Annotated in this window: 24 protein-coding genes and 1 pseudogene; 13 read left to right on the forward strand and 12 right to left on the reverse strand. The window is 63.7% G+C overall.

The genetic code is table 11. The features are described from left to right. Positions 1 to 24: 24 nt before the first annotated feature. Together GA0004734_RS05325 and GA0004734_RS05330 are read right to left on the reverse strand one after the other, a co-directional pair. Complete coding sequence (locus GA0004734_RS05325; protein WP_092931826.1) at positions 25 to 924, reverse strand: ribokinase; 900 nt, start codon at positions 922 to 924, stop codon at positions 25 to 27. A 62-nt stretch (positions 925 to 986) separates the two neighbouring features. After that, a complete protein-coding gene (locus GA0004734_RS05330) occupies positions 987 to 2219 on the reverse strand; it encodes a DNA recombination protein RmuC (RefSeq protein WP_092931828.1) in 1233 nt (410 codons plus the stop codon). 143 nt (positions 2220 to 2362) lie between these two features. Between GA0004734_RS05330 and def the strand changes: the two genes are divergently transcribed. The 3 genes from def to truA are packed head-to-tail and all read left to right on the forward strand — an operon-like array spanning position 2363 to position 4623. Further along, positions 2363 to 2887: a peptide deformylase gene (def, locus tag GA0004734_RS05335; RefSeq protein ID WP_092931830.1), complete on the forward strand. Its 525-nt coding sequence runs from the start codon at positions 2363 to 2365 to the stop codon at positions 2885 to 2887. Between the two features lie 55 nt (positions 2888 to 2942). Continuing rightward, the gene (gene fmt, locus GA0004734_RS05340; RefSeq protein WP_092931832.1) at positions 2943 to 3878 is read left to right on the forward strand and encodes a methionyl-tRNA formyltransferase; all 936 of its coding nucleotides are present in this window, start codon (positions 2943 to 2945) and stop codon (positions 3876 to 3878) included. A gap of 1 nt (position 3879) precedes the next feature. Continuing rightward, the gene (truA, locus tag GA0004734_RS05345) at positions 3880 to 4623 is read left to right on the forward strand and encodes a tRNA pseudouridine(38-40) synthase TruA (RefSeq protein ID WP_092931834.1); all 744 of its coding nucleotides are present in this window, start codon (positions 3880 to 3882) and stop codon (positions 4621 to 4623) included. A gap of 6 nt (positions 4624 to 4629) precedes the next feature. Here the strand turns inward: truA and GA0004734_RS05350 are convergent, their stop codons facing one another. Further along, positions 4630 to 5229: a hypothetical protein gene (locus GA0004734_RS05350; RefSeq protein ID WP_092931836.1), complete on the reverse strand. Its 600-nt coding sequence runs from the start codon at positions 5227 to 5229 to the stop codon at positions 4630 to 4632. Continuing rightward, on the reverse strand, positions 5216 to 6481 hold the full coding sequence (dapE, locus tag GA0004734_RS05355) for a succinyl-diaminopimelate desuccinylase (protein WP_092931838.1): 1266 nt from the start codon (positions 6479 to 6481) through the stop codon (positions 5216 to 5218). The genes GA0004734_RS05350 and dapE overlap by 14 nt, the downstream gene beginning before the upstream one ends. A 116-nt stretch (positions 6482 to 6597) precedes the next feature. Between dapE and GA0004734_RS05360 the strand changes: the two genes are divergently transcribed. The 4 genes and pseudogenes from GA0004734_RS05360 (at position 6598) to GA0004734_RS05375 (ending at position 10291) form a co-directional block, all read left to right on the forward strand. Beyond that, a complete protein-coding gene (locus GA0004734_RS05360) occupies positions 6598 to 6876 on the forward strand; it encodes a metal/formaldehyde-sensitive transcriptional repressor (RefSeq protein WP_092931840.1) in 279 nt (92 codons plus the stop codon). Then, positions 6873 to 7880, forward strand: a pseudogene (dmeF, locus tag GA0004734_RS05365) (CDF family Co(II)/Ni(II) efflux transporter DmeF). The gene GA0004734_RS05360 and the pseudogene dmeF overlap by 4 nt, the downstream one beginning before the upstream one ends. A gap of 98 nt (positions 7881 to 7978) precedes the next feature. Next, positions 7979 to 9019, forward strand: a complete 1041-nt coding sequence (locus GA0004734_RS05370) for an aldo/keto reductase (RefSeq protein ID WP_092931842.1) — start codon at positions 7979 to 7981, stop codon at positions 9017 to 9019. Positions 9020 to 9139: 120 nt separating this feature from the next. Continuing rightward, the gene (locus tag GA0004734_RS05375) at positions 9140 to 10291 is read left to right on the forward strand and encodes a GAF domain-containing sensor histidine kinase (RefSeq protein WP_092931844.1); all 1152 of its coding nucleotides are present in this window, start codon (positions 9140 to 9142) and stop codon (positions 10289 to 10291) included. Positions 10292 to 10312: 21 nt separating this feature from the next. Here the strand turns inward: GA0004734_RS05375 and dapD are convergent, their stop codons facing one another. Beyond that, a complete protein-coding gene (gene dapD / locus GA0004734_RS05380; RefSeq protein ID WP_092931846.1) occupies positions 10313 to 11170 on the reverse strand; it encodes a 2,3,4,5-tetrahydropyridine-2,6-dicarboxylate N-succinyltransferase in 858 nt (285 codons plus the stop codon). 167 nt (positions 11171 to 11337) lie between these two features. Between dapD and GA0004734_RS05385 the strand changes: the two genes are divergently transcribed. Further along, positions 11338 to 12237, forward strand: a complete 900-nt coding sequence (locus GA0004734_RS05385; protein ID WP_092931848.1) for an LOG family protein — start codon at positions 11338 to 11340, stop codon at positions 12235 to 12237. 81 nt (positions 12238 to 12318) lie between these two features. Beyond that, positions 12319 to 12741 (forward strand): pyridoxamine 5'-phosphate oxidase family protein, encoded by a 423-nt coding sequence (locus GA0004734_RS05390; RefSeq protein WP_092931850.1) that lies wholly within the window; start codon positions 12319 to 12321, stop codon positions 12739 to 12741. 79 nt (positions 12742 to 12820) lie between these two features. Here the strand turns inward: GA0004734_RS05390 and GA0004734_RS05395 are convergent, their stop codons facing one another. Together GA0004734_RS05395 and GA0004734_RS05400 are read right to left on the reverse strand one after the other, a co-directional pair. Further along, positions 12821 to 13339 (reverse strand): EF-hand domain-containing protein, encoded by a 519-nt coding sequence (locus GA0004734_RS05395; protein WP_092931852.1) that lies wholly within the window; start codon positions 13337 to 13339, stop codon positions 12821 to 12823. Between the two features lie 187 nt (positions 13340 to 13526). Beyond that, a complete protein-coding gene (locus GA0004734_RS05400; protein ID WP_092931854.1) occupies positions 13527 to 14240 on the reverse strand; it encodes a pyrimidine 5'-nucleotidase in 714 nt (237 codons plus the stop codon). A 105-nt stretch (positions 14241 to 14345) separates the two neighbouring features. On the opposite strand from GA0004734_RS05400, the gene GA0004734_RS05405 reads away from it, so the two are divergent. Next, a complete protein-coding gene (locus GA0004734_RS05405) occupies positions 14346 to 14978 on the forward strand; it encodes a histidine phosphatase family protein (protein WP_092931856.1) in 633 nt (210 codons plus the stop codon). 4 nt (positions 14979 to 14982) lie between these two features. Here GA0004734_RS05405 and argB read toward each other — a convergent pair whose 3' ends face one another. Next, positions 14983 to 15870: an acetylglutamate kinase gene (gene argB, locus GA0004734_RS05410; RefSeq protein ID WP_092931858.1), complete on the reverse strand. Its 888-nt coding sequence runs from the start codon at positions 15868 to 15870 to the stop codon at positions 14983 to 14985. Between the two features lie 237 nt (positions 15871 to 16107). Between argB and GA0004734_RS05415 the strand changes: the two genes are divergently transcribed. Together GA0004734_RS05415 and msrB are read left to right on the forward strand one after the other, a co-directional pair. After that, positions 16108 to 16848, forward strand: coding sequence for an anti-sigma factor (locus GA0004734_RS05415; RefSeq protein WP_175386224.1), 741 nt, complete (start codon positions 16108 to 16110; stop codon positions 16846 to 16848). A gap of 118 nt (positions 16849 to 16966) precedes the next feature. After that, on the forward strand, positions 16967 to 17461 hold the full coding sequence (msrB, locus tag GA0004734_RS05420) for a peptide-methionine (R)-S-oxide reductase MsrB (RefSeq protein ID WP_092931862.1): 495 nt from the start codon (positions 16967 to 16969) through the stop codon (positions 17459 to 17461). Positions 17462 to 17519: 58 nt separating this feature from the next. Here msrB and yihA read toward each other — a convergent pair whose 3' ends face one another. The 4 genes from yihA to rpmH all read right to left on the reverse strand — a co-directional run bounded on the left by yihA (position 17520) and on the right by rpmH (position 20657). Further along, positions 17520 to 18173, reverse strand: a complete 654-nt coding sequence (gene yihA / locus GA0004734_RS05425) for a ribosome biogenesis GTP-binding protein YihA/YsxC (protein ID WP_092931864.1) — start codon at positions 18171 to 18173, stop codon at positions 17520 to 17522. 67 nt (positions 18174 to 18240) lie between these two features. Continuing rightward, a complete protein-coding gene (yidC, locus tag GA0004734_RS05430; protein WP_175386458.1) occupies positions 18241 to 20040 on the reverse strand; it encodes a membrane protein insertase YidC in 1800 nt (599 codons plus the stop codon). After that, complete coding sequence (rnpA, locus tag GA0004734_RS05435; RefSeq protein WP_092931868.1) at positions 20040 to 20438, reverse strand: ribonuclease P protein component; 399 nt, start codon at positions 20436 to 20438, stop codon at positions 20040 to 20042. The genes yidC and rnpA overlap by 1 nt, the downstream gene beginning before the upstream one ends. 81 nt (positions 20439 to 20519) lie before the next feature. Beyond that, positions 20520 to 20657 (reverse strand): 50S ribosomal protein L34, encoded by a 138-nt coding sequence (gene rpmH, locus GA0004734_RS05440; RefSeq protein WP_092931870.1) that lies wholly within the window; start codon positions 20655 to 20657, stop codon positions 20520 to 20522. A 369-nt stretch (positions 20658 to 21026) separates the two neighbouring features. On the opposite strand from rpmH, the gene GA0004734_RS05445 reads away from it, so the two are divergent. Further along, positions 21027 to 23135 carry a methyl-accepting chemotaxis protein gene (locus GA0004734_RS05445; protein WP_092931872.1) on the forward strand — a complete coding sequence of 703 codons (2109 nt, stop codon included), beginning with the start codon at positions 21027 to 21029 and terminating at the stop codon, positions 23133 to 23135. Positions 23136 to 23166 lie beyond the last annotated feature (31 nt).

The following is a 23166-nucleotide window of genomic DNA, read 5'->3' on the forward strand; positions in this document are numbered from 1 at the left end:
AAACTGAGGATCTCGCGATAGCCCTCAAAGGGCTGCATCCACCGCGCTCGCAAGCGGAATGGCGGGCTGGGCGCCGGGCTTGAGGCAGGCGAGCGAGCCTGCCACGGCCGCCCGCCGCAGGGCCAACTCGAATGGCAGTCCGGCATCAAGCCCGGCTGCAAGATATCCGCAGAACGTATCGCCGGCGCCGACCGTATCGACAGGCTCGATCACGAGGCCTTCCGCCGCAAACATTTCACCCTCATGCAGGGCGATAACACCGTCCGCACCGAGCGTGACGATGACCGTCTGGCCCGTTTCGGCGCTGAGTGCGCGGATCGCCGACTGGCGCTCCTCGGGCGATAGCCGGTCTCGGCCGGCAAGGCGCTCGAACTCGGTTTCGTTGGCCACCACGATATCCGCCATGCGGCCGAGCGCTGCGGCATATTCGGTCAAAGGCGCGATGTTGATGATCGAGCGGACGCCCCGCTCGCGGGCGGCGAGAAGCGCGCCTTCGACGGCCTCGGGCGGCACCTCAAGCTGCAGCACCAGCGTATCCTGCGGTGTCATCGTTTCGATGGCGGCAAGCGCATCCGCCTCGTTGACGGTGCCGTTCGCGCTGGCAACGACAACGATCACGTTCTCGCCGTCTCCGCCGACCAGAATATGCGCGGTGCCCGTCGGCTCGCTCGCAGTTTTCACCAGCGACAGATCGGTACCCGCCTCCTTCATGAGGCCAAGGGCGGATTCGGCGAAGGCATCCCAGCCGACGGCGCCGGCCATGCGCACGGACGCGCCGGCGCGGGTTGCGGCCAGCGCCTGGTTTGCGCCCTTGCCGCCGGCTGCCGTGGTGAAACTGTTGCCCGTCACCGTTTCGCCCGGTTTGGGCAGGCGCGCCGTGGTGGCGATAAGGTCCATATTGATGGAACCGAAAACGGTGATCATGCAATGCCTCCCGAATGCGCCGCGCCGAGCGGCGTGTGTAAGCCGGACACTGCCCGACGCTCTCAGTCCTCGTCAACCACTCTCAGCTTCAGCGAACCGATGCGGCTGCCGGGGGCAGACGTTTGTCCGGGCTGCGAACTGGCCGGAACGGGTGAGGCGGGGTCCGCTGACATGACGCCTCCGCCCTCCTGCAGGTCCAGCGCCTCGATCTTCGCACCCCGGCGCTTGAGCTTGTCGGACGAGATCAGGATGTCATCGACGTCCTTCTGCGTGGTGGTGAAGTGCCCGTGCAGCTTGCGCACGCGCTCGTCCAGCCGCGAGAGGTCCTCCATCAGCCGCACGACTTCGTCCTGGATCAGATGGGCCTGCTCGCGCATGCGATGGTCGCGCAGGATCGCCTGGATGACCTGGATGGAGAGCAGCAACAGAGAGGGCGAGACGATGACGACCCGCGAACGGTGCGCCTTCTGCACGATGCTCTCGAAATGCTCATGGATGTCGGCGAAGATCGACTCGGACGGCACGAACAGGAAGGCCGTATCCTGCGTCTCGCCCGGGATCAGATATTTCCCGGCGATGTCCTTGATATGCACCTCGATGTCGCGCCGGAAGAGGAGCGATGCCTGCCGCTTCAGCTCCGGCGTTTGTGCCGCCCGCATGGCGTTCCACGCCTCCAGCGGAAACTTCGCATCGATCGCCAGTCCCGGCTGGCCGTTTGGCATGCGGATGATGCAGTCCGGCCGCGAGGCGTTGGACAGCGTTGCCTGGAACGTGTAGGCGCCCTGCGGCAGGCCATCGGCGATGATCGTTTCCATGCGTCCCTGACCGAAGGCGCCGCGGGTCTGCTTGTTGGCAAGAATCTGTTGCAGCCCGGCCATGTCCTTGGCAAGCGACTGAATGTTCGTCTGGGCCGTGTCGATCACGGCCAGCCGCTCCTGCAGCGTCCGCAGGTTTTCATGCGTCTGCCGCGTCTGCTCGGTGATCGATGCGCCGATGCGCTGCGTCATGCCGTCGATCCGCTGGTTGATCGACTGGTTCAGCTCGTATTGCCGCGTCCCGAAGATATCGGCAATAGCGGCGATCCGGCCCTGCATCTCGGTCTGCGACTGGATCAGCGCGGCCATCTGCTCCTGCGCCGTGTCGGCTTTGGCAGCGCCTCGGCGACGAAAGGCTGCGAGGATGGCGAGAGCGACGAGAACCACGGCGCCGACCAGAAGCCACGCGAGAACGGACGCGGAAAGGCCGGTCGCGTTGGCGGCTGCGAGCACGATATCGGTAAGCGAGAAAGCGTTCATGGCCGGACTGTACCGAAATTTATAGCCAAGACCAGATCAAATCGTGAACATCATCTTGATCGGTGTCAATTTCCGCGTGAAAATCAGCGCAAATTCTGTCTGCCCGAATTCCATCGCCAGAAAAGATCGGCTATCACGACGCCATGACGATCAAGCCTCTTATCATCCTGCCCGATCCCCTGCTTCGCCAGATCTCCGCGCCCGTCGAGCGTGTCGATGACGACGTGCGCCGGGTCGCCGACGACATGCTGGAGACCATGTACGACGCGCCGGGCATCGGACTGGCAGCGATCCAGATCGGCCTTCCCCGCCGCTTGCTGGTGATCGACCTTGCCAAGGAGGGTGACGACCCGGCGCCTCAGGTCTTCATCAATCCGGAAATTCTGACATCGACGGACGAGCATTCGGTCTACGAGGAAGGCTGCCTGTCGATCCCCGATTATTACGCCGAGGTCGAGCGACCCGCCGGCATCACCCTGCGCTATCTCGACCGCGAGGGCCGCCAGCAGGAAATTGCGGCGGATGGCCTGCTCGCCACGTGTCTTCAGCACGAGATCGACCACTTGAATGGTGTGCTGTTCATCGACCATATCTCCAAGCTGAAGCGCGAAATGGTCGTCCGAAAATTCACCAAGGCCGCCAAGACCCGCGGTTCGAAGGCGATCTGATCGCGGCGGGCCGCCGTCGATGACGGACCCGGCCGCGCTATCGAGGGAGGCCGTCATGCCGCTGCGTATTATTTTCATGGGAACGCCGGAGTTCTCGGTGCCGACGCTTGCCGCGCTGGCGCAAGCCGGCCACAAAATCGTTGCCGTCTACACCCAGCCCCCGCGCCCCGGCGGCCGGCGCGGTCTCGACCTGCAGAAATCTCCCGTGCATCAGGCAGCGGAACTGCTCGGCATCGAGGTCCGCACACCGCAGAACTTCAAGGCCGATGAGGACCGCGAAGCGTTTCGCGCGCTGGATGCCGACGTGGCCGTGGTCGTTGCTTATGGCCTGCTCCTGCCGGAGGCCATCCTGTCGGGCACGCGCCTTGGCTGTTACAATGGCCATGCCTCCCTGCTGCCGCGCTGGCGCGGTGCGGCCCCCATCCAGCGGGCGATCATGGCGGGCGACCGGGAAACCGGGATGATGGTCATGAAGATGGAAAAGGGGCTCGATACCGGCCCCGTGGCCCTGACGAGCCTCGTCACTATCGGCCCCGACATGACGGCGGGCGAACTGCACGACAAGCTCATGGTGCGCGGCGCAGCCCTGATGCGCGAAGCGATGGAGAAGCTCGAGGGGGACGATCTGCCCCTGACCCCGCAGCGCGAGGACGGCGTCCTCTACGCCGCCAAGATCGCCAAAGGCGAAACCCATATCGATTTTTCCAAGCCGGCGCAGGAGGTCCACGATCACATTCGCGGCCTCTCGCCATTTCCGGGTGCCTGGTTCGAACTCGACATCGCCGGCAGGCGCGAGCGTGTCAAAGTGCTTGCCTCCACCATCGAGACGGCCGGCGGCGAGACGGGCACGGCGCTCTTCGACGATCTGACGATCGCCTGCGGGGATGGCTCCATCCGCCTCACACGGTTGCAAAAGGCAGGCGGCAAGGTTCTGCCTGCCGACGAGTTCCGGCGCGGCACACCGGTTCCCGCCGGCACGAGGCTGTTCTGAAATGCCGCGCTTCCGGCTTCTGGTGGAATATGACGGAACCTCCTATGTCGGCTGGCAGCGCCAGGACAATGGCCGCTCCGTGCAGGGCGCCATCGAAGCCGCGATCCTGCGCCTTACGGGCGAGACGGTCTCGGTCCGCGGCGCGGGACGCACCGACTCAGGCGTTCACGCCCGCGGGCAGGTGGCGCATACCGATCTCACCCGCGACTGGCCGGCGGAAACGCTGCGCAATGCGCTGAACGCCCATCTCGGCCAGCATGGCGAGCGTGTCGCGATTCTCGACGCCGAACCCGTGCCGGAGACATTCGACGCCCGCTTCTCGGCCCTTCGCCGGCACTATCTCTACCGCATCATCTGCCGCCGCTCGCCCTTAGCACTGGAAGCCAAACGCGCCTGGTGGGTGGTAAAGGAGCTCGATGCGGGGCTGATGCACGCGGCGGCCCAGACGCTGGTCGGCCGGCATGACTTTACCACGTTCCGCTCCGTCCACTGCCAGGCCAACAGCCCTGTTCGCACGCTCGACCGGCTGGATGTGACACGGGACGGCGATGTGATCGAGATCCGTGCGACGGCCCAGAGTTTCCTCCACAACCAGATCCGCTCGCTGGCGGGAACGCTGAAGATGGTGGGTGAGGGGAAGTGGCCGGTGGAACGGGTGCGTGCCGCACTCGAGGCCTGTGATCGCAAGGCCTGTGGCCCGGTCGCTCCGCCGGATGGGCTTTATTTCATGCAGGTGGACTACTGACGGGCGCTATGCCGGCAGAAGCCCGAAGCTGCGCTGCAGCGCCTCGCCGATCATCAGCGACGGCAGGATGAACAGCGCAGAGAGCGTTGCGGCCAGCAGCGTCTGGTCGCCGCCCGTGATCACTTTCAGCACCCGGAAGATCGCAATGACGATGGCGATGAGCGCGACCAGCGAAAGCGTACCCGTCAGACCTTCGCTGCCGGGAACGACCAGCCGGATGGCGGCCGGAAACGCCATGCCGTAGAAGGTCGGGATCGACAGCCAGTTGGTGACGACGATGATGGCACCCAGCGCCTGCCCGTAGCCGAGCGGTCGGGCAAGCATGACGATCAGCAGGATCGGCAGGATCCACGTCGCGACATCCACGATGAAGAGCTTGGCGATGAAGGCGAGGCCCGCCGTCGAGCCATCGGGCATGTTGGCAAGGTAGAACATGCGCCACGCCGACCAGCTGACGGCCATGGCCGGCAGGCACCAGAGAATGGCGGCAAAGGAGCGCCAGACCCCGGAGGCGCTGAGATCCAGCCAGTCGAAGCCTTCCGGCTTGCCCAGCACCAGCATCCAGACGCCCTTGAGGTAGATACCGATCTCGTCAAGCTGCGGCATCGTCGAACCAGCGTTCGAGAAAGGCGAGATAGATGCCGGTCAGCGTTTCCAGGTCGGCAACGGAGACGCGCTCGTTCACCATGTGCATCGTCTGGCCGACGAGTCCGAACTCCACCACCGGGCAATGATCCTTGATGAAGCGGGCATCCGAGGTGCCGCCCGTGGTCGAAAGCGCCGGCTGGCGCCCGGTCACGGCCTCGATGGCGGAGGAGAGCGACGAGATGAGCTGGTTGCTGCGGGTCAGGAAGACGTGGCTCGGCCGCTCGTTCCACACGAGATCGTAGCGAACGGGATCGCGACCCGGCCGGAGCGGGCCGTTCGCGGCGGCCCGGTCGAGCCGCGCGATGATCTCCCCCTTCAGGCTGTCGGCATCCCACGTATCGTTGAAGCGGATGTTGAAGCGGAAGGTCGCGCGTGCCGGGATGACGTTGACGGCGGGATTGCCGACGTCGAGGCTGGTCACCTCGAGGTTCGACGGCTGAAAGTTCTCCGTACCCGCGTCGAAGGGCGGATCCATGAGGGCGGTCGCAAGCTGCAAAGCTCCGCGCACCGGGCTGTCCGCCAGATGCGGATAGGCGGCATGGCCCTGCACGCCGTGGACCATGATGGTGCCCGACAACGAGCCGCGCCGGCCGATCTTGATCATGTCGCCGAGCCGGTCGGGATTGGTCGGCTCGCCGACGATGCAAGCGTCCCAGCGCTCGCCGCGGGCCTTCGCCCAGTCGAGCAGCTTGGTGGTGCCATTGATGGCGGGGCCTTCCTCATCCCCCGTGATCAGCAGGGAGATGGCCCCTTTGGGCGCTCCATGTCGATCGACGTAACGGGCGACGGCCGCGATGAAGCAGGCGATGCCCCCCTTCATGTCGACGGCGCCGCGGCCGTACATCATGCCATTCTCGATAGCGGCGGAAAAAGGCGCATGCGTCCACGCCGCCTCATCGCCGACAGGCACGACGTCGGTGTGTCCGGCAAACAGCAGGTGCGGACCGGCGGGATGATCGCCAGAATGGTCGCTTGAACTGCCGAGCCGGGCGTAGAGGTTCTCGATATCCGGCGTCCCCTCTTCCTGTGCGAGCACACGGTCCACTGCAAAGCCGAGCGGCGCCAGCATGGCATCCAGCACCCCGAGCGCACCGCCTTCGGCAGGCGTCACGGATGGGCAGCGGATGAGGGCGGCCAGATTGGCCACCGGGTCACTTGAAGAAGGCGCGGAAGCGGAATGAGCGGAGGACGCGGGATCGGCAAGGGACATGATGGCAGCCTGTTGATTCCGCAAAGATGTAGCCGATCGCATCCCAGCTGTCACGGCAGTTCGCATCCGCAGCAACGGATTGCACGAGAGGATAAGATAGGGTATCCCCCTATGCTATGTCACATATGTCGAAGAACAAGACGAAGCTGATCGCCCGCGTCCGCCGCCTCAAGGGGCAGTTGGAGGCGATCGAGCGCGCGCTGGACGCGGATGAGCCCTGCGGCGCCGTTCTCAATCAGGTCGCCTCCGTTCGCGGTGCGGTCACCGGACTGACGGCCGAGTTGATCGAGGATCACATCCGTAACCATGTGGCCGACCCCGATACCGATGACGATCCCGAGCGGGCGAGGGGTGCCGCAGATCTGATCGAGGTGATGAGGACCTATCTGAAATGACCGGGAACCGCCTTTCGAGCCCGCACGACCATGTCTTCCTTGGCCGCGACCACGCGCGCAACGAGCGTCGTACATGGATCGTCATTGCGCTGACCGCCGCCATGATGGTCGCGGAAATCGTTGCCGGCACCGCCTTCGGATCCATGGCGCTGGTCGCGGATGGCTGGCACATGTCCACGCACGCGGCCGCGATGCTCATCACGGCCCTTGCCTATGTCTATGCCCGCCGCAACGCCCGCAATCCGCGCTTCACCTTCGGCACAGGCAAGCTTGGCGATCTCGCAGGCTTTGCCAGCGCCATCGTTCTGGCCCTCGTCGCTTTGTTCATCGCCTAGGAAAGCGCGCTGCGGCTGTGGTCGCCGGTGTCGATCGACTTTCATCAGGCGATCGCCGTCGCAGCCCTTGGCCTTGCCGTCAATCTCCTCTGCGCCTGGCTGCTCGGCGGCGATCATCACCACGGACACGGCGGTCATAGCCATAGCGAGCACAGTCAAGGTGGGCATCACCATGACCACACCCATGGTCACGATCACCCCCACTACGATCATCATTCGCAGGCCCCGCACCACACGGATAACAATCTGCGCGGCGCCTATCTTCATGTGCTCGCCGATGCCCTCACTTCGGTCCTGGCGATTGCCGCGCTGGTTCTCGGCAGCCTTTACGGCTGGCTCTGGCTCGATCCCGCCATCGGCATCGTCGGTGCGCTCGTCATCGCCCGCTGGTCGTTCGGCCTCCTGCGCGACAGTGGCGCGGTTCTGCTCGACTACGGTCCCGCAGGCGAAGATCTGCCGGACGAAATCCGCCACGCCGTCGAGGATGGCGATGTCAGGATCACCGACCTGCACGTCTGGCAACTCGGCCCCGGCCATCACGGCGCCATCGTCGCGCTGACAGCAGCAAGCCCGAAACCTCCGGCCTTCTACCGCGAGAAACTTGCGCATATCGCCGAGCTTTCGCATGTGACGATCGAGGTCGAGGCGGCAGGAACCGAAGCGGCTTGAGCGTATGGAGGATGACGCTGGACCTGCGCGTACCCTCCTCTAGCTAGTAGGTCAGAATGCACCCAAAACGATCCATATCGACAGGATGGGAACAGACCATGCGCTACAACCAGCTTGGCAATACCGGCCTCTTCGTCTCCGAACTCTGCCTGGGAACGATGACCTTCGGCTCGCCGGACGATCCGCGATGGGGACCGATCGCGGATGTCGACCAGGACGCGGCCGACCGCATCGTCGAGCGCTCGCTCGCTGCCGGCATCAATTTCATCGACACCGCCGATGTCTATTCCTTCGGCCAGTCCGAGCGACTGTTGGGACAGGCGCTGAAGAACAATGCAGTCGCCCGCAAGGACGTGATCATCGCCACCAAGGTCTATGGCGTGATGAGCGACAAGCCCAACGACCGCGGCGCCTCCCGTGGCCATGTCATGGACTCGGTCGAGGCGAGCCTTGAGCGTCTGCAGACGGACCATATCGATCTCTACCAGATCCACGCCACCGATCCCGTCACGCCAATCGACGAGACCCTGCGCGCGCTGGACGATCTCGTCTCCCGCGGGCTCGTGCGGTACATCGGCGTCTCCAACTGGCAGGCCTGGCGGATCGCCAAGGCCCTCGGCATCTCCGAACGCAAGGGCTACGCCCGTTTCGACAGTCTTCAGGCCTATTATTCGATTGCCGGGCGCGATCTGGAGCGCGAGCTTGCTCCCTTGCTGCTGGAAGAAAAGCTCGGCCTCATGGTCTGGTCGCCGCTGGCCGGCGGGCTCCTGTCGGGCAAGTACGGTCCCGGTGCACCCGGAAACGGCGAGGGCCGCCGCGCCACCTTCGACTTTCCGCCCGTCGATAAGGACCGCGCATGGGCCTGCGTCGCCGCGATGCGCGAGGTCGGTGAAAAGCATGGTGTCAGCGTCGCCGAGATCGCGCTCGCCTATATCCTCGCCAAGCCCTTCGTCAGCACCGTCATCATTGGCGCCAAGCGGTTGGAACAGCTGGAGCAGAACCTGAAGGCTACCGAGGTTCGACTGGATGCCGAGGATCTCGACCGTCTCGACACGGTCAGCGCACTCGCTCCGGAATATCCCGGCTGGATGCTGGAGCGGCAGGCTGCCAACCGGCGTCCCGAGCCTTTCAAACGTTAGATATCGCTACATCAACGGAGCGTCATCAGGGCAGATGCTCCGTTGCGCCCATTGCTTGTGAGTGTGTGAAAGGTTACCCTCTCGACCACGTCAAATGTTCTGTTTCCCGAGAGTATACCGTTGCCCGATCTGGCCGCCGAATCCGTCGATATCGTCTCCAGGATCGATGCCGTACCGAAAGTTCTCGATGTCGTCTGCCGCGTCACCGGCATGGGCTTTGCAGCCGTCGCCCGCGTCACGGAAAGCCGGTGGATCGCCTGCGGCGTCCTCGACAAAATCGACTTCGGCCTCACGCCCGGCAGTGAACTCGCCATCGAGACAACCATCTGCAACGAGATCCGCGATCATCGCGAGGTCGTTATCATCGAAAATGTGGCCGAAGACCCGAATTTCCGCACGCATCATACACCCGCGCAATATGGCTTCCAGAGCTACATCTCCGCTCCGATCGTTCTCTCCGATGGCTCCTTCTTCGGCACGCTCTGCGCCATCGATCCCGCGCCCAACAAGATCGATACGCCCGCTATCATCGAGATGTTCCGGTTGTTTGCCGAGCTGATCGGCTTCCATGTCGATGCGCATCGCCAGATGGAGCAAGACCGCCATGCCAGCGAGCTACGTGAGCAGTTCATAGCCGTTCTCGGCCACGACCTGCGCAATCCCCTGGCCTCGATCGACGCGGGCACGCGCATGCTGGCCCGCACCGACCTCAGCGACAAGTCGAAGACCGTGGTGGAGCTCATGCGTGCCAGCGTCGTGCGCATGTCGGGCCTCATCGACAATGTCCTGGATTTTGCGCGCGGGCGTTTGGGTGGCGGGCTGGCCGTGGAGCAAGCCGAGCGCGTGCCGCTTCGCCCGGTGCTGGAGCATGTCGTTGCCGAGCTCAGCATCGCCAATCCCGGCCGGTCGATCGAGACCGATTTCAGCGATTGCCTTGTGCGCTGCGACGAAGGCCGCATGGGCCAACTCGTTTCAAACCTCGTGGCAAATGCCCTGACGCACGGCAACGCCGACAGCCCGATCCGGGTGAGGACGGCAGAGCTCGGACGCGAGTTCATCGTCAGCGTCACCAATTCGGGGAAACCGATCCCGAAGGCCGTTCAGCGCGACCTGTTCAAGCCCTTCGTGCGGGCCACGGTCGAGCATGGCCGCGAAGGACTAGGCCTCGGGCTCTATATCGCCTCGGAGATCGTCAAGGCGCATGGCGGCACGATCGATGTCACGTCGGACGAAGCGGAAACCTGCTTTACCTGCCGGATCCCGCTTCGCTGAAGCGCTTGATGCGCGGTAACCTCAGTCGCGCAGCAGCTCGTTGATCCCCGTCTTCGAGCGGGTCTTCTCATCCACACGCTTGACGATCACGGCGCAATAGAGCGCCGGTGCCGGCTGGCCGTTGCCCATCACCTTGTCGGATGCCAGCGCGCCCGCGACCACGACAGAGTAAGGGGGAACTTCGCCATAGGTGATCTCGCCGGTGGCGCGATCGACGATCCGGGTGGACTTGCCGATGAAGACACCCATGCCGAGCACGGAGCCTTCCCGGATGATGCAGCCTTCCACGACTTCCGAACGCGCGCCGATGAAGCAGTTGTCCTCGATGATCGTCGGGCCGGCCTGCATGGGTTCCAGCACGCCGCCGATGCCGACGCCGCCTGACAGGTGCACATGGGCGCCGATCTGGGCGCAGGAGCCGACGGTGGCCCAGGTATCGACCATAGTGCCTTCGCCGACATAGGCGCCAAGGTTGACGAAGGACGGCATCAGGATGGCGTTCGGCGCGATGTAGGCCGAGCGGCGCACGACGCAGTTCGGCACGGCACGGAAGCCGGCATTCTCGAATTCGTTCGCGCTCCAGCCGTCGAACTTGGAGGGCACCTTGTCCCACCAGGTCGACCCACCCGGGCCGCCCTTGACGATTTCCATCGGGTTGAGACGGAAGGAGAGGAGAACCGCCTTCTTGAGCCACTGGTTGACCGTCCAGTTGCCGTCCGATGCGCGCTCCGCCACGCGGACCTTGCCGCTGTCCAGCAGTTTCAGCGCCGTTTCAACAGCGTCGCGCACCTCGCCCTTCGTGCCGGTCGTCACCGCGTCGCGGTTGTCGAAGGCGGTCTCGATCGTGGAAGCGAGAAAGGCAAGATCGTGGGAGGTCATCGCAAATCCTAAAAATCCGGGCTGATTTCCAACGCTGTAGAGCATGATGCCCGAGATTTGAAGCGTTTTTCGGTTGCGGCGCACCGGGAGGCACGGTCTATGTCTCGGGAACGTAAGTGATGAGATTCGCCGGCCGTTGCAGCGGCGGGCGCTGGAGACGAGACCCGATGACACGGATGAAGAAGCGGAATTTGCGGCGCAAGGACGGGGTCTGGGATCCGCTTGCAGACAGCGCGCAGGCACGGACCCGTGCCGCCAGTGTCGAAAAGACCCCGCAATCGCTCTCGCCGTCCTATCGTCTGGCCTATGCCGACGAAGACTTTCTCTGCCGCGAGGAACTGCGGCCGATCCGCCTGCAGCTCGAACTGCTGAAGACCGAGATGGCGCTGGCCGAGCGCGGCATCACCTCCACCGTCGTCATGTTCGGCGGCGCCCGCATTCCCGAGCCGGGCAAGGACGCCTGGGCCGCGAAAAACGAGACGCAGCGCGAAAACCTGACGGCAGCCTCCGTCTATTACGACGAGGCCCGCAAATTCGCGCGGCTCTGCTCGGAGCATTCGGCGCAGTCCGACTACAAAGAATTCATCGTCGTCACGGGCGGTGGGCCGGGTGTCATGGAGGCGGGCAATCGCGGCGCGGCCGATGTCGGCGCGCCGTCGATCGGGCTTAACATCGTGTTGCCGCACGAGCAGGCGCCCAATCCTTACGTTACGCCGGACCTCAGCTTCAACTTCCACTATTTTGCGATCCGCAAGATGCACTTCCTCGTGCGCGCCAAGGCCGTCACGGTCTTTCCCGGCGGCTTCGGCACGCTGGACGAATTGTTCGAGACGATCACGCTGATGCAAACGGGGCGCATGGCGCTGGTGCCGCTCATCCTGTTCGGCGAAAAATTCTGGCGCTCCATTGTCGATTTCGACGCTCTCGCCGCCTTCGGCACCATCGCGCCTGATGATGTCGATCTGATCCAGTTCGTCGATACCGCTGACGAGGCCTGGGACATCATCGCCCGCTTTTACGGTAGCGTCGATCCCGCCTCCCTGCCGCTCGCGTCGGGTGAGCGTTGAGACGTCCTTTCGCCCGGAAGCGGTAGGCAACAAGTTGGTCCGGCCTGCGTTCTCCTCGGTCACGAAGAGGAGACTGAAGCCATGACCAACAAGACCCTTGCCGATCTCGCAGAAAAGATGCGCGAGATCGATATCTGCATGCTCTCGACGCACACCGATGGCGGCGCGATTGCCGGCCGTCCGATGAGCAACAACCGCGACGTCGATTACGACGGCAGCTCCTACTACTTCACGCTCGACGATACCCGCATGGTGGACGACATCAAAGCCGACCCCAAGGTCGCTCTCGCTTTTCAGGGTGCCAAGGCCTTTCTGGTGGCCGTCGAAGGCAGGGCCGACCTCATCCGTGACAAGGCCGCCTTCAGGGAACACTGGTCCGCCGATATCGACAAGTGGTTTGCCGACGGCATCGACACCGAAGGTCTCGTGATGATCAAGGTCGTTGCCGAGCGCGCGCACTATTGGGACGGCGAGGACGAAGGCGAAGTCACGCTGAAAGCGTGAAGAGCAAGGTCCTGTCGAAACGAAAAAATGCCCCGTCTCCGGGGCATTTCCATGTGACGTGCAGACGTCGTTTCCGGGATCAGATCTTCCGGGTCAGATCGGCCGCATCGATGAAGCCATCGCCGTTCGCGTCCCGCTTCTGGAAGCGTTCGCCGGCAGCTGCCGTAACCTCGGCCAGCGAGAGCGAGCCGTTCTTGTCGGTATCGGCCTGCTTGAGAAGGCGCGGACCCATCGCGGGGATCATGGTCGGGCGCAGTTCCTGAAGCTTGGCGCGAGCTTCCTGACGCTCGGGACCCTTGTCCGCCTTGCGCATCTCGGCACGCGCTGCCTTGAATGCCTCGCGCTTGGCCTTGACTTCGTCCGGCGTTACCTGCCCGTTCTCGTCTGCGTCGAAGGCTGCGAAAGCGCGCGATGCCGCGGCATCGGCCTCGACGCGCGAAACCTTGCCGTCCTTGTCCGTATCCAGCTGCTTGATCATCCACTCGGCGCGCTGCTCGCGCGTCGGGCCGTTGTGCTTGGCAGCGAAGGACGGTGTTGCCAAGGCCGAGGCGGCGATGGCGACGGCGGAAAGGCCGAGGATGAGGGTTTTCTTGGTCATAAGTCGTCCTTGTCTAGAAGCATGCGCCATCGTCCCGAAAGGCAGGATGTGGCCGCGTGCTGAGCTTGGGGGATGCGGTGCCGCTTTATCGCAGGGCTGACCGCAGCATGTTCGTCCCTGGGCATAAAGATAGAGGAGACGCCGCCAGGCACCAGTTAAACTTCGGTAATAAAGGCTGGGCGCTGGCTTAAGCGGAGCGCACGAGCCGCTGCAGGAAGCCGGCAAGGTCTTCCGTCACGAAGTCGATATCCGCGTTTCCGTCTTCGCTCTGTTCCCATGCCTCCGCGAATTCGTACTCGAAATTCTGAGGCACCAGCAGAACAGTCTTCATGCCGAGCGCCTTGGGCACCGTCAGGTTGCGCGGCAGGTCCTCGAACATGGCGGCATGGCGGGTATCGACGCGATTGAGGCTCGCGAACTTGTCATAGGTCGCACCCGCCGGCTTTGGTACGTAGTCGGCCGCGACGATGTCGAAGATATCATCGAAATGATCGAGAATGCCGAGCGCTTGCGCCGCCATCTGCGCATGCACCACTGTGCCATTGGTAAAAATGAACTTGCGACCCGGCAACGCCTTGATCGCATCGCCCAACGCTGGATCGGGCGGGATGACGTTGTAGTCGATCGCATGCGCCTTCTGGAGGAATTCGTTTGGGTCGATACCGTGATTGACCATCAGGCCCTTCAGCGTCGTGCCGTGGTCGCGGTAATACTGCTTCTGCAGCAGCTTGGCTTCGACGGGCTCCATCTGCAGCAGGTCGGCCACGAAGGCCGTCATGTTGCGGTCGATCTGCGAGAACAGGTTGACGCGATGCGGGTAGAGCGTGTTGTCCATGTCGAACACCCATTCGGTGACATGGGCGAAATCGTCGATGGTCGGCAGTCGGTCGATGGAGGTCATGAGGGTCTGTTCCAAGAATGCGAAGTCGGACGCCAGAGAAGAGCGGCGGGGAAAGATGCTAGGTAAGCTGACAAACTATAAGTGCGCTGCGATAAGGGAACAGCCATGAGAACCATATTCGTCGTTACGCATCCAGAATCCGCGCACCATGTCGAAAAGCGCGTCGGCGGATGGTTCGATACCGGTTTGACGAAACGGGGGCAGGCGCAGGCTGGTGCCATCGCGCAGGCGCTCCTCGCGCGGATCGGCAACCGGCCGGTCGAGATCGTCAGTTCCGATCTGCTGCGCGCGTCTGAGACGGCCGATACGATCGCCGATCTGTTCCGAACGGGGATCACCGTCAACCGGGACCTGCGGGAAATCAGCTATGGTGCAGCCGAAGGGCGGCCGCAGGAATGGCTCGACCTCAGGCACGAATCGATTCCGGACGATGACCGCCTCGACTATCGCAACAGCCTGACCGGCGGCGAGACCCGACGGGAACTGGCGACCCGGATCTATGGGGCGATGGATGCAATCATGGCCCGCCCCTGCGACTGCCAGATCGTCGTCACCCACGGCTTCGCCTCGACCTTCGTCGTGGCGAAGTGGATCGGCATGCCGATTCACGCGGCAGGCTGGGTCGCCTTCAAGGTTGCGTCGGGCAGCATCACCCATCTCGAGCAGGATGACCTGTGGCAGAGCCGGGCGGTCGTGTCGCTCGGCGATGTCGACCACCTCGCTACCGGTGCGGACTGACCGCTTACGGAACGATCAGCGTTCCCGCACCGTGCTCCGTGAAGATCTCGAGCAGCACCGAATGGGCCGTCTTGCCGTTGAGGATGACGACGCCCTGAACGCCGGCCTTGATGGCCTCGATGCAGGTTTCGACCTTGGGAATCATGCCGCCGGAAATCGTACCGTCTGCAATCAGCGCCAGGGCTTCCGCGACGGAGAGTTCCTTGATGAGTTCCTTGTTCTTGTCGAGCACGCCGGGAACGTCGGTGAGGAACAGGAGGCGCGTGGCATTGAGCGCGCCAGCAATGGCGCCTGCGAAGGTATCGGCATTGATGTTGTAGGTCGCGCCGTCGCGGCCGGGGGCGACCGGTGCGATGACGGGAATCATTTCCGACTTCGCCAGGAGATCGAGAAGCGTGCGATCCACCTCGATCACCTCGCCGACGAAGCCGAGGTCGAGCACGCGCTCGATATTGCTGTCGGGATCGATAACGGTTTTGCGGGCCTTTTCGGCAAAGACCATGTTGCCGTCCTTGCCGCAAAGGCCGATCGCCCATTCGCCGGTCTGGTTGATGAGCGCCACGATCTCCTTGTTGATCGAGCCGGCCAGAACCATCTCGACGATCTCGACGGTCTTCGCGTCGGTGACGCGCAGGCCGCCCTCGAATTTCGATTCGATGCCCATCTTGGTCAGCATCGCGCCGATCTGCGGGCCGCCGCCGTGCACGACGATCGGGTTGACGCCGGACTGCTTGAGGAGCGCGATATCGGCGGCGAACGCCTTGCCAAGCTCCGGATCGCCCATGGCATGCCCGCCATATTTTACGACGATCGTCTTGTTCTCGTAACGCTGCATATAGGGCAGGGCCTGCGCGAGAAGACGGGCCTGGATTTCGCTTTCGGATGGGGACATGTCGGAAACCTTCGGGATCGATGCGGATGCTGTTTAGCGCAAGTTTTTTCTCGGGGGAATGATCGGAAGGGAATATAACGGCATGATGACAGCTGGAAATGACAGCGCTTCGCGCCGCCTTCGGCCGAACATGAGGCTTGCGGCGTAAAAGCCGTGGAAAATGCGCCGAACCATGCGTATGATCTCGTCCATCATCCGCTTGGCATGGCCGCGGTTCTAGGCGAGCACATTGACATCATGACGACAGAAAACGCGAAGAGTGGCGATTCCCGCCTCGATCAGGTTATTGCCGGAGAATACGTCCTCGGCGTTCTCTCCCCGGAAGACCGACAGAAGGTCGAGGCGCGCATGACGCTCGACCGCAACTTCGCAGCCATGGTCGATCACTGGCGCAGCAACATGCTCACCGTTGACCAGACGCCGCGACCCACCCGCCGTGCTCCGCGCCGTGCATCTCCCTTCGCCGAGCCGATGGTTGCGCGGGCGCGTCCGCAGCGCGAACGCGTGCCGGTGTTCAACGTCGCCATCTGGAACTCCGCTGCCTTCTGGCGCGGCGTTGCCTGCATCGCGACCATCGGCCTCCTCGCAATGGGCATCTCCCAGTCCGGCCTCCTCAAAGCCTCGCCGACGCGTGGCCTGACGACCAGCCTTAATCTCGCCGGGTCTGATCTGGCGCTGACGGCACGTTACGATAACGACAGCGGTCGTCTCCGGATCGCCCCCGTCGCAGCCGCTGCCAGCGCACCGGGCGTGGCGGATGCGAAGTCGCTCGAAGTCTGGCTGACGCCGGAGGGTGCCGCCCCCGTGTCGCTCGGCGTCGTCAACGCAAGCAGCCATGGCGAGATCGTCGTGCCCAAGGCGGTGCGGACCCGCCTGCGCGAAGGCGCTCCGATCACGGTCAGCCTCGAGCCGGCAGGCGGTTCGCCGACCGGCGCCCCGACGGGCAAAATCCTCAGCAGCGGCATCGCCGGTCGTTGATCTGGTATATCCGAGTGCCGCAATGCTCACGGGGGTTTGATCGGTGGGCTTCTTTCTGAACGGACCGGACAGGCGTAAGACACCGGCGCGGGCTCCATATCGCCCGCAAGGAGGTCCCATGCTCAGCCGCCGCTTCTTTCTCCTGACCGGCACGGCCGGTCTTGCCGCTTTTGCTTTGAAAAACCAGATTGCCCCCTTCGCCGCTGCCGAAACATTCGCGGTGACGAAGACGGATGCCGAATGGAAGGCGATGCTCGGCGACGAGCAATACCGGATCCTGCGGCACGAAGACACCGAGCGCCCGTTTACGAGCGCGCTTAACGAGGAGAAGCGCAAGGGCACCTTCCAGTGCGCCGGCTGCGCCCGTCCGGTCTATTCCTCGGAAATGAAATTCGATAGCGGTACGGGCTGGCCGAGCTTCTGGCAGGCGCTGCCCGATTCCGTGGAGACGCGCACCGATACGTCGTTCCTGATGGTGCGGACAGAATGTCATTGCAGCCGTTGCGGCGGTCATCTCGGGCACATCTTCGACGACGGCCCGAAGCCGACCGGCAAGCGTCACTGCATCAACGGCCTGTCGATGACCTTCGTGCCGGGTGCGGCACCCGCCTGATAACCGATGGCAAAGCCTGAGGCGCGGCAGGCCGCCGCGCCCGTGTGTTCGAATAATCTCAGTTCCGGATCGCGGTGAGGATCGCCGAACGCAGTTCTTCGATGCCTTCGCCCTTTTCGGACGATGTCGCAACGATCTCCGGGAAGGCGGCCGGGCGCTTGCGGATCTTTTCCAGCGTCTCCGCCATCAGATGCGGTACGGCGCCCGCCTTGATCTTGTCCGTCTTCGTCAGCACCACCTGATAGGATACGGCGGCTTTGTCGAGCAGCGACAGCACGTCGTCATCGTTTGGCTTGATGCCGTGGCGGCTGTCGATCAGCACATAGACCCGCTTCAGCGTGGCGCGGCCGCGCAGATAGTCGAACACCAGCTTCGTCCAGGCATCCACATGCGCCTTCGGCGCCTGCGCATAGCCGTAGCCCGGCATGTCGATCAGCGCCATCGGCGGCAGGTCGCCGGCAGCACCCGAATAGCCGTCCGGCACGAAATAGTTGAGCTCCTGCGTCCGCCCGGGCGTGTTGGACGTGCGCGCCAGCCCCTTCTGTCCCACGAGCGCATTGATCAGCGACGACTTGCCGACGTTCGAGCGTCCGGCGAAGGCGATCTCCGTCGGCCCTTCGGGCGGCAGGAACTCCATGGAGGGAACGCCGCGAATGAAGATCCAGGGATTGCCGAACATCGGCTTTTCGTCGTTCAGGGCGGTGTCGGTCATCGGCAGGTCCCTCAGGGGCTGAAAAAGAAAACCCCGGGCTTGCGGCCCGGGGCGGGAAGGTCGGTCGCTATTCCGCGGGCTTCGGTTTTCGCGAGAACAGGCCCTTGATATTGTCGAACAGCTCAACCTTGACGCCATGGCGCTTCATGATGAAGGCCTGCTGGATCACAGAAAGCGTGTTGTTCCAGGCCCAGTAGATCACGAGACCGGCCGGGAAGCTCGACAGCATGAAGGTGAACACCACCGGCATCCAGGTGAAGAGCATCGCCTGTGTCGGATCGGGCGGGGTCGGGTTCATGCGCATCTGCAGGAACATGGTGACACCCATGATCAGCGGCCAGACGCCGATCATCAGAGCGTGCGGAACGGCGAAGGGCAGGAGGCCGAACAGGTTGAACAGCGAGGTCGGGTCCGGCGCGGACAGGTCCTGGATCCAGCCGAAGAACGGCGCATGCCGCATTTCGATGGTGACGTAGATGACCTTGTAGAGCGCGAAGAACACCGGGATCTGCAGGAGGATCGGCCAGCAACCCGCGATCGGGTTGATCTTCTCTTCCTTGTACAGCGCCATCATGGCCTGCTGCATGCCCATCCGGTCGTCGCCGAATTTCTTCTTCATCTCCTCCATCTTCGGCTGGATCTTCTTCATGTTCGCCATGGAGGCGTACTGCTTGCTGGCAAGCGGGAAGAAGAGCGCCTTGACGACGATGGTGGTGAGAAGGATGGCGACGCCGAAATTGCCGAAGAAGCGGAAGAAGAAATCCATCAGCTTGAACATCGGCTTGGTGATGAAATAGAACCAGCCCCAGTCGATCAGGAGGTCGAACTTCGGAATATTGTAGCTCGCCTCATAGCCATCGACGAGCGGCACCTGCTTGGCGCCGGCAAAGACGAGGTTGTTGAGCGTCGTCGTCTGGCCGGGTGCCACGGTGATGGCATCCTGCTTGTAATCGGCCTGGTAGCGCGGGCGGCCGTCCGTGAAATGCGCGAAACGCGTCTCGTAGGGCGTCGCCTGCGGCGGGACGATGGTCGCCGCCCAATACTTGTCGGTGATGCCGAGCCAGCCGCCGGTCGTCTTGCCGGGCTGTGCCGGCGCATTGTCCTCGACCTTGCTGTAGCTGACCTCTTCAAGGCCATGCTCGCCGATGACGCCGATAAAGCCTTCATGCAGAACGTAGACGCTGGGCGTGACAGGCTTGTTGAAGCGGGTCACGCGGCCATAGGTGGACAGTGCGATCGGTGCGCCGGTCGCGTTCTGGATCGTGTCGTCGATCTTGAACATGAAATGCTCGTCGATCGAGATGACGCGCGTGAAGACCACGCCCTTTTCGTTGGTGAAGGTCAGCGTGACCGGCGTCGCGGTCGTCAGCTTCGCGCCCTCGGGCGCCGTCCAGACGGTGGACGGGCCGGGAACCGCACCGGTCGAGGCATCGCCGACATAGCCGATTTCGGTAAAGTAGCCTTCCGGCGTTTCGGCCGGGCTGAAAAGCGTGATGATCGGGCTCTTGTCGTCGACGGTCTCGTGATACTCGCGCAGCTTCAGGTCGTCGAGACGGGCGCCGGTGAGGTTGATCGAGCCGGAGAGGGCCTGCGTGTCGATGACGACGCGGGCAGAGCGGGCGATGGCCTCCTCACGCGCAGCACCCTGCGGCACGGCGCCGGGAACGGCGGTCGTCGCAGTGCCGGGAATGGCGTCGGGGATGGAGCCGCCGGTCGTGTTGGCCGGTGTCTGGGCCTGCTGGGCCTGCACCGCTTCCTGCGCGATGCGCTCGCGCTCCATCTTCGGATTGATATAGAGAAACTGCCAGGCGATGAGGATCAGCACCGACAGGCCGATCGCGATGAAATAGTTGCGGTTCTTGTCCATCATTCTTTCCTGGAGCCGGCCGGCGGCCGTGCCTGTTTCTGCCTGCCTTCGAGTGGCCCTTCGATTCGGGCACCGAGCATTTTTGCCAGCCTGTCGAAGGGGACGCCAAGCACCTCGCGGCGGGCGACAATCACATAATCGTGGCCGGGTTTCATTGCAAACGCGGCTTGGAGCCTGACGGCCTCGCGCAAGCGGCGGCGCATGCGGTTCCGTTCCACCGCATTGCCATGCTTCTTTGTCACCGTAAAACCGACGCGGGCGGGCTCGTCCGCCGCTTGTCTGTCGAGCACTTCGAGCAGGAAAACGGAGCCCTTCCGCTTCTCGCCTGCACGCACGGCAAGAAACTGCGGCCGGCTTTTCAGCCGCCCGACAGTTGGTTTGGGATTACCTGACGTCATGCGTCTGGGATCTCTTGTCACCGGCAGCCTCCTGCAGGGCAGGAGTGCCGGCTGTGGCGACGGCGCGGACGCCGTATGCCATTAGGCCGAAAGACGCTTGCGGCCGCGGGCGCGACGGGCAACGATAACCTTGCGGCCGCCCTTGGTAGCAATACGTGCACGGAAACCGTGGCGACGCTTGCGAACAAGCTTGGAGGGTTGATAGGTACGCTTTGGCATTTATTTTAATACCGCGGTGTGCGGCCCTTCTTGGTTTGCTTCCTTAAGCAAGCAGCGTTTCTGTCCGGGCACGGCAGAGCCGGCAAGCACGGAGCTTGCCCGCCATTCAGTTCCCAGACGTGCGGCGGCTTATAAGAATAAAAGTGTCAAAGTCAATCGCCAGCCCGGTTTCAGGGCGCTTTTCATGCGAAAACGCGTCCTCGCCAATCCTCATCGCGCCCAGCGCCACCGTGAGCGAAACGACGGCTGTTCCGGGAATCGGCAGGTGTCCGCTACAATGTTATTAACCAGTTACCGATAATTTGCCCGGCAGAGCGCGGGAGGTGGGAACAATCTCCTGCCGGGAAGCCGTTGGAGGGAACGCGGGCCATGCGCATACGCGGTAAGATTTCGTTGATCGTCATCGTCATGAGCGTGGTCACGCTCGTCGTGGCCGGGATGGCGTTGGCCGTCGTCGCCCGCTACGACAGCCAGCTCGCCGCATACAAGGGGGCTTCCGAGCGCGCCTATAATGGCGAGAAGCTCAACCGCCTCGTCACCGCCGTCGTCATGGACGCCCGCGGCATCTACGCCGCGCCTACCTTGGAAAAAGCCGAGCCCTTCGCCGAGGGTCTTTTGAAGACGCTTGACAAGATCGACGTCCTCACCGCCGAATGGCGCCCGCTGGTGCCGCAGGCGGATCTGCCGGCGTTCGATGCCGTCGTCGGCCGCGCCGCCGAATTCCGCACTTTCCGCACGGAAACCGCGCGCCTCGCCCGCTCCGTCTCCCTGAAAGCCGCCAACGAGCAGGGCAACACCGACCAGAACCGCGCCAATCGCAAGGCCTTCCAGGCCGAGATCGACGCCGTCGTGACCAAGGACAAGGCCGATCTCGCGGCGATCCAGACCGAAATCGACGGCATCGGATGGCAGATGACCATCATGATCGCGGCGACCGCTCTCATCGGTCTCTCCGCGGGCCTGCTGGTTGCCGTCTCCATCGCCCGCCGCGAACTCAGCCGGCCCATCTCCGACCTCACCCGGTCGATGACGGCACTGGCCGGGGGCGATCTCGACGTCGATCTTCCCGAGGCCAAGCGGTCCGACGAGATCGGCGAGATGGCGCGTGCCGTAGAGGTCTTCAGAAGCAATGGTCTTGCCGCCCGCCGCACGAGCAGCGAAGACGGCGTTCTGCGCGAAAAGACCGCCGATTTGCAGGTTAGCATGGCACATGTCGTGGAGGCCGCCGCCGCCGGCGACTTCTCCCGCCGCATCACGCGGACCTATGGCGAGCCGAGCCTCGATCGTTTTGCCGGAAATGTGAACGAACTGGTGGCCGGCGTCGATCGCGGCATCGGGGAGACCGGTCGCGTCATTGCAAGCCTCGCCCGGGGCGACCTGACGCAGCCCATGACCGGCGATTTCCAAGGTGCCTTCGCCGAACTCCAGCGCAATGTGAACGAGACGCTTTCGGTCCTTCAGAAGACGCTCGGCGAAGTCCGCTCGACGACGCTCGAGATCACCGGCGCTTCGGGCGAACTGCGCTCGGCCACGGATGACCTCGCCAAGCGCACCGAACAGCAGGCCGCATCTCTCGAGCAGACCTCGGCCTCGCTCGGCCAGATCACGGTTGCCGTGCAGACATCGACGGAGCGTGCCCAGGAAGCCACCGTCATTGTGACGCAGGCCAAGGAAGCGGCTGCCCAGTCCGGCACCGTCGTGCGCAGCGCGGTCGATGCCATGGGTCGCATCGAGCAGGCTTCGAGCGAAATCGGCAAGATCACCAACGTCATCGACGAAATCGCTTTCCAGACGAACCTGCTGGCCCTCAATGCCGGCGTCGAGGCTGCGCGTGCAGGCGAGGCGGGCAAGGGGTTTGCGGTCGTCGCCCAGGAAGTGCGCGAGCTGGCCCAGCGTGCGGCACGCGCCGCCAAGGACATCAAGGTGCTCATCGCCAAATCCGGTGCCGAAGTCTCCACCGGCGTGCAGCTGGTGCAGGAAACGGGGCAGGTTCTCGGCGAGATCGAAAGCCGGGTCCTCTCGATCACGGATCACATCCACTCGATCGCCACGGCTGCACGCGAGCAGGCCACGGGCCTCGGCGAGGTCTCCACGGCCGTCAACCAGATGGACAAGGTGACCCAGCAGAACGCCGCCATGGTGGAAGAGGCGAACGCCGCCACCCACAGGCTCTCGACGGAAGCGGAAAACCTTGCGCAGATGATCGGCCATTTCCGGCTGGATCAGTCCAGGCCTGCCGCCGCCTATGCCACTTCGAACACGCGACCAGGCACCACGGCCCTGCCGGTCCGCCCGGCGCCCCTGAAAGCCGGCGCGCCACGTGCAGGCGCGCCCAGGCCCGTCTCCGCCACGGCCAGTCCCGTCGCATCGCCGGCCCGCAAGATGATGGGATCCGTCGCTCGCGCCTTTTCCGCCGGCCCGGCCACCCATGCCGCACCAGCCCCTGCCGCCTCGCAAGACAACTGGGAGGAGTTCTGAGCCGCCCGGCCCTGCATCGGGAAGCCTCAGG

This window comes from Rhizobium sp. 9140, from assembly GCF_900067135.1.
GTDB lineage: Bacteria > Pseudomonadota > Alphaproteobacteria > Rhizobiales > Rhizobiaceae > Ferranicluibacter.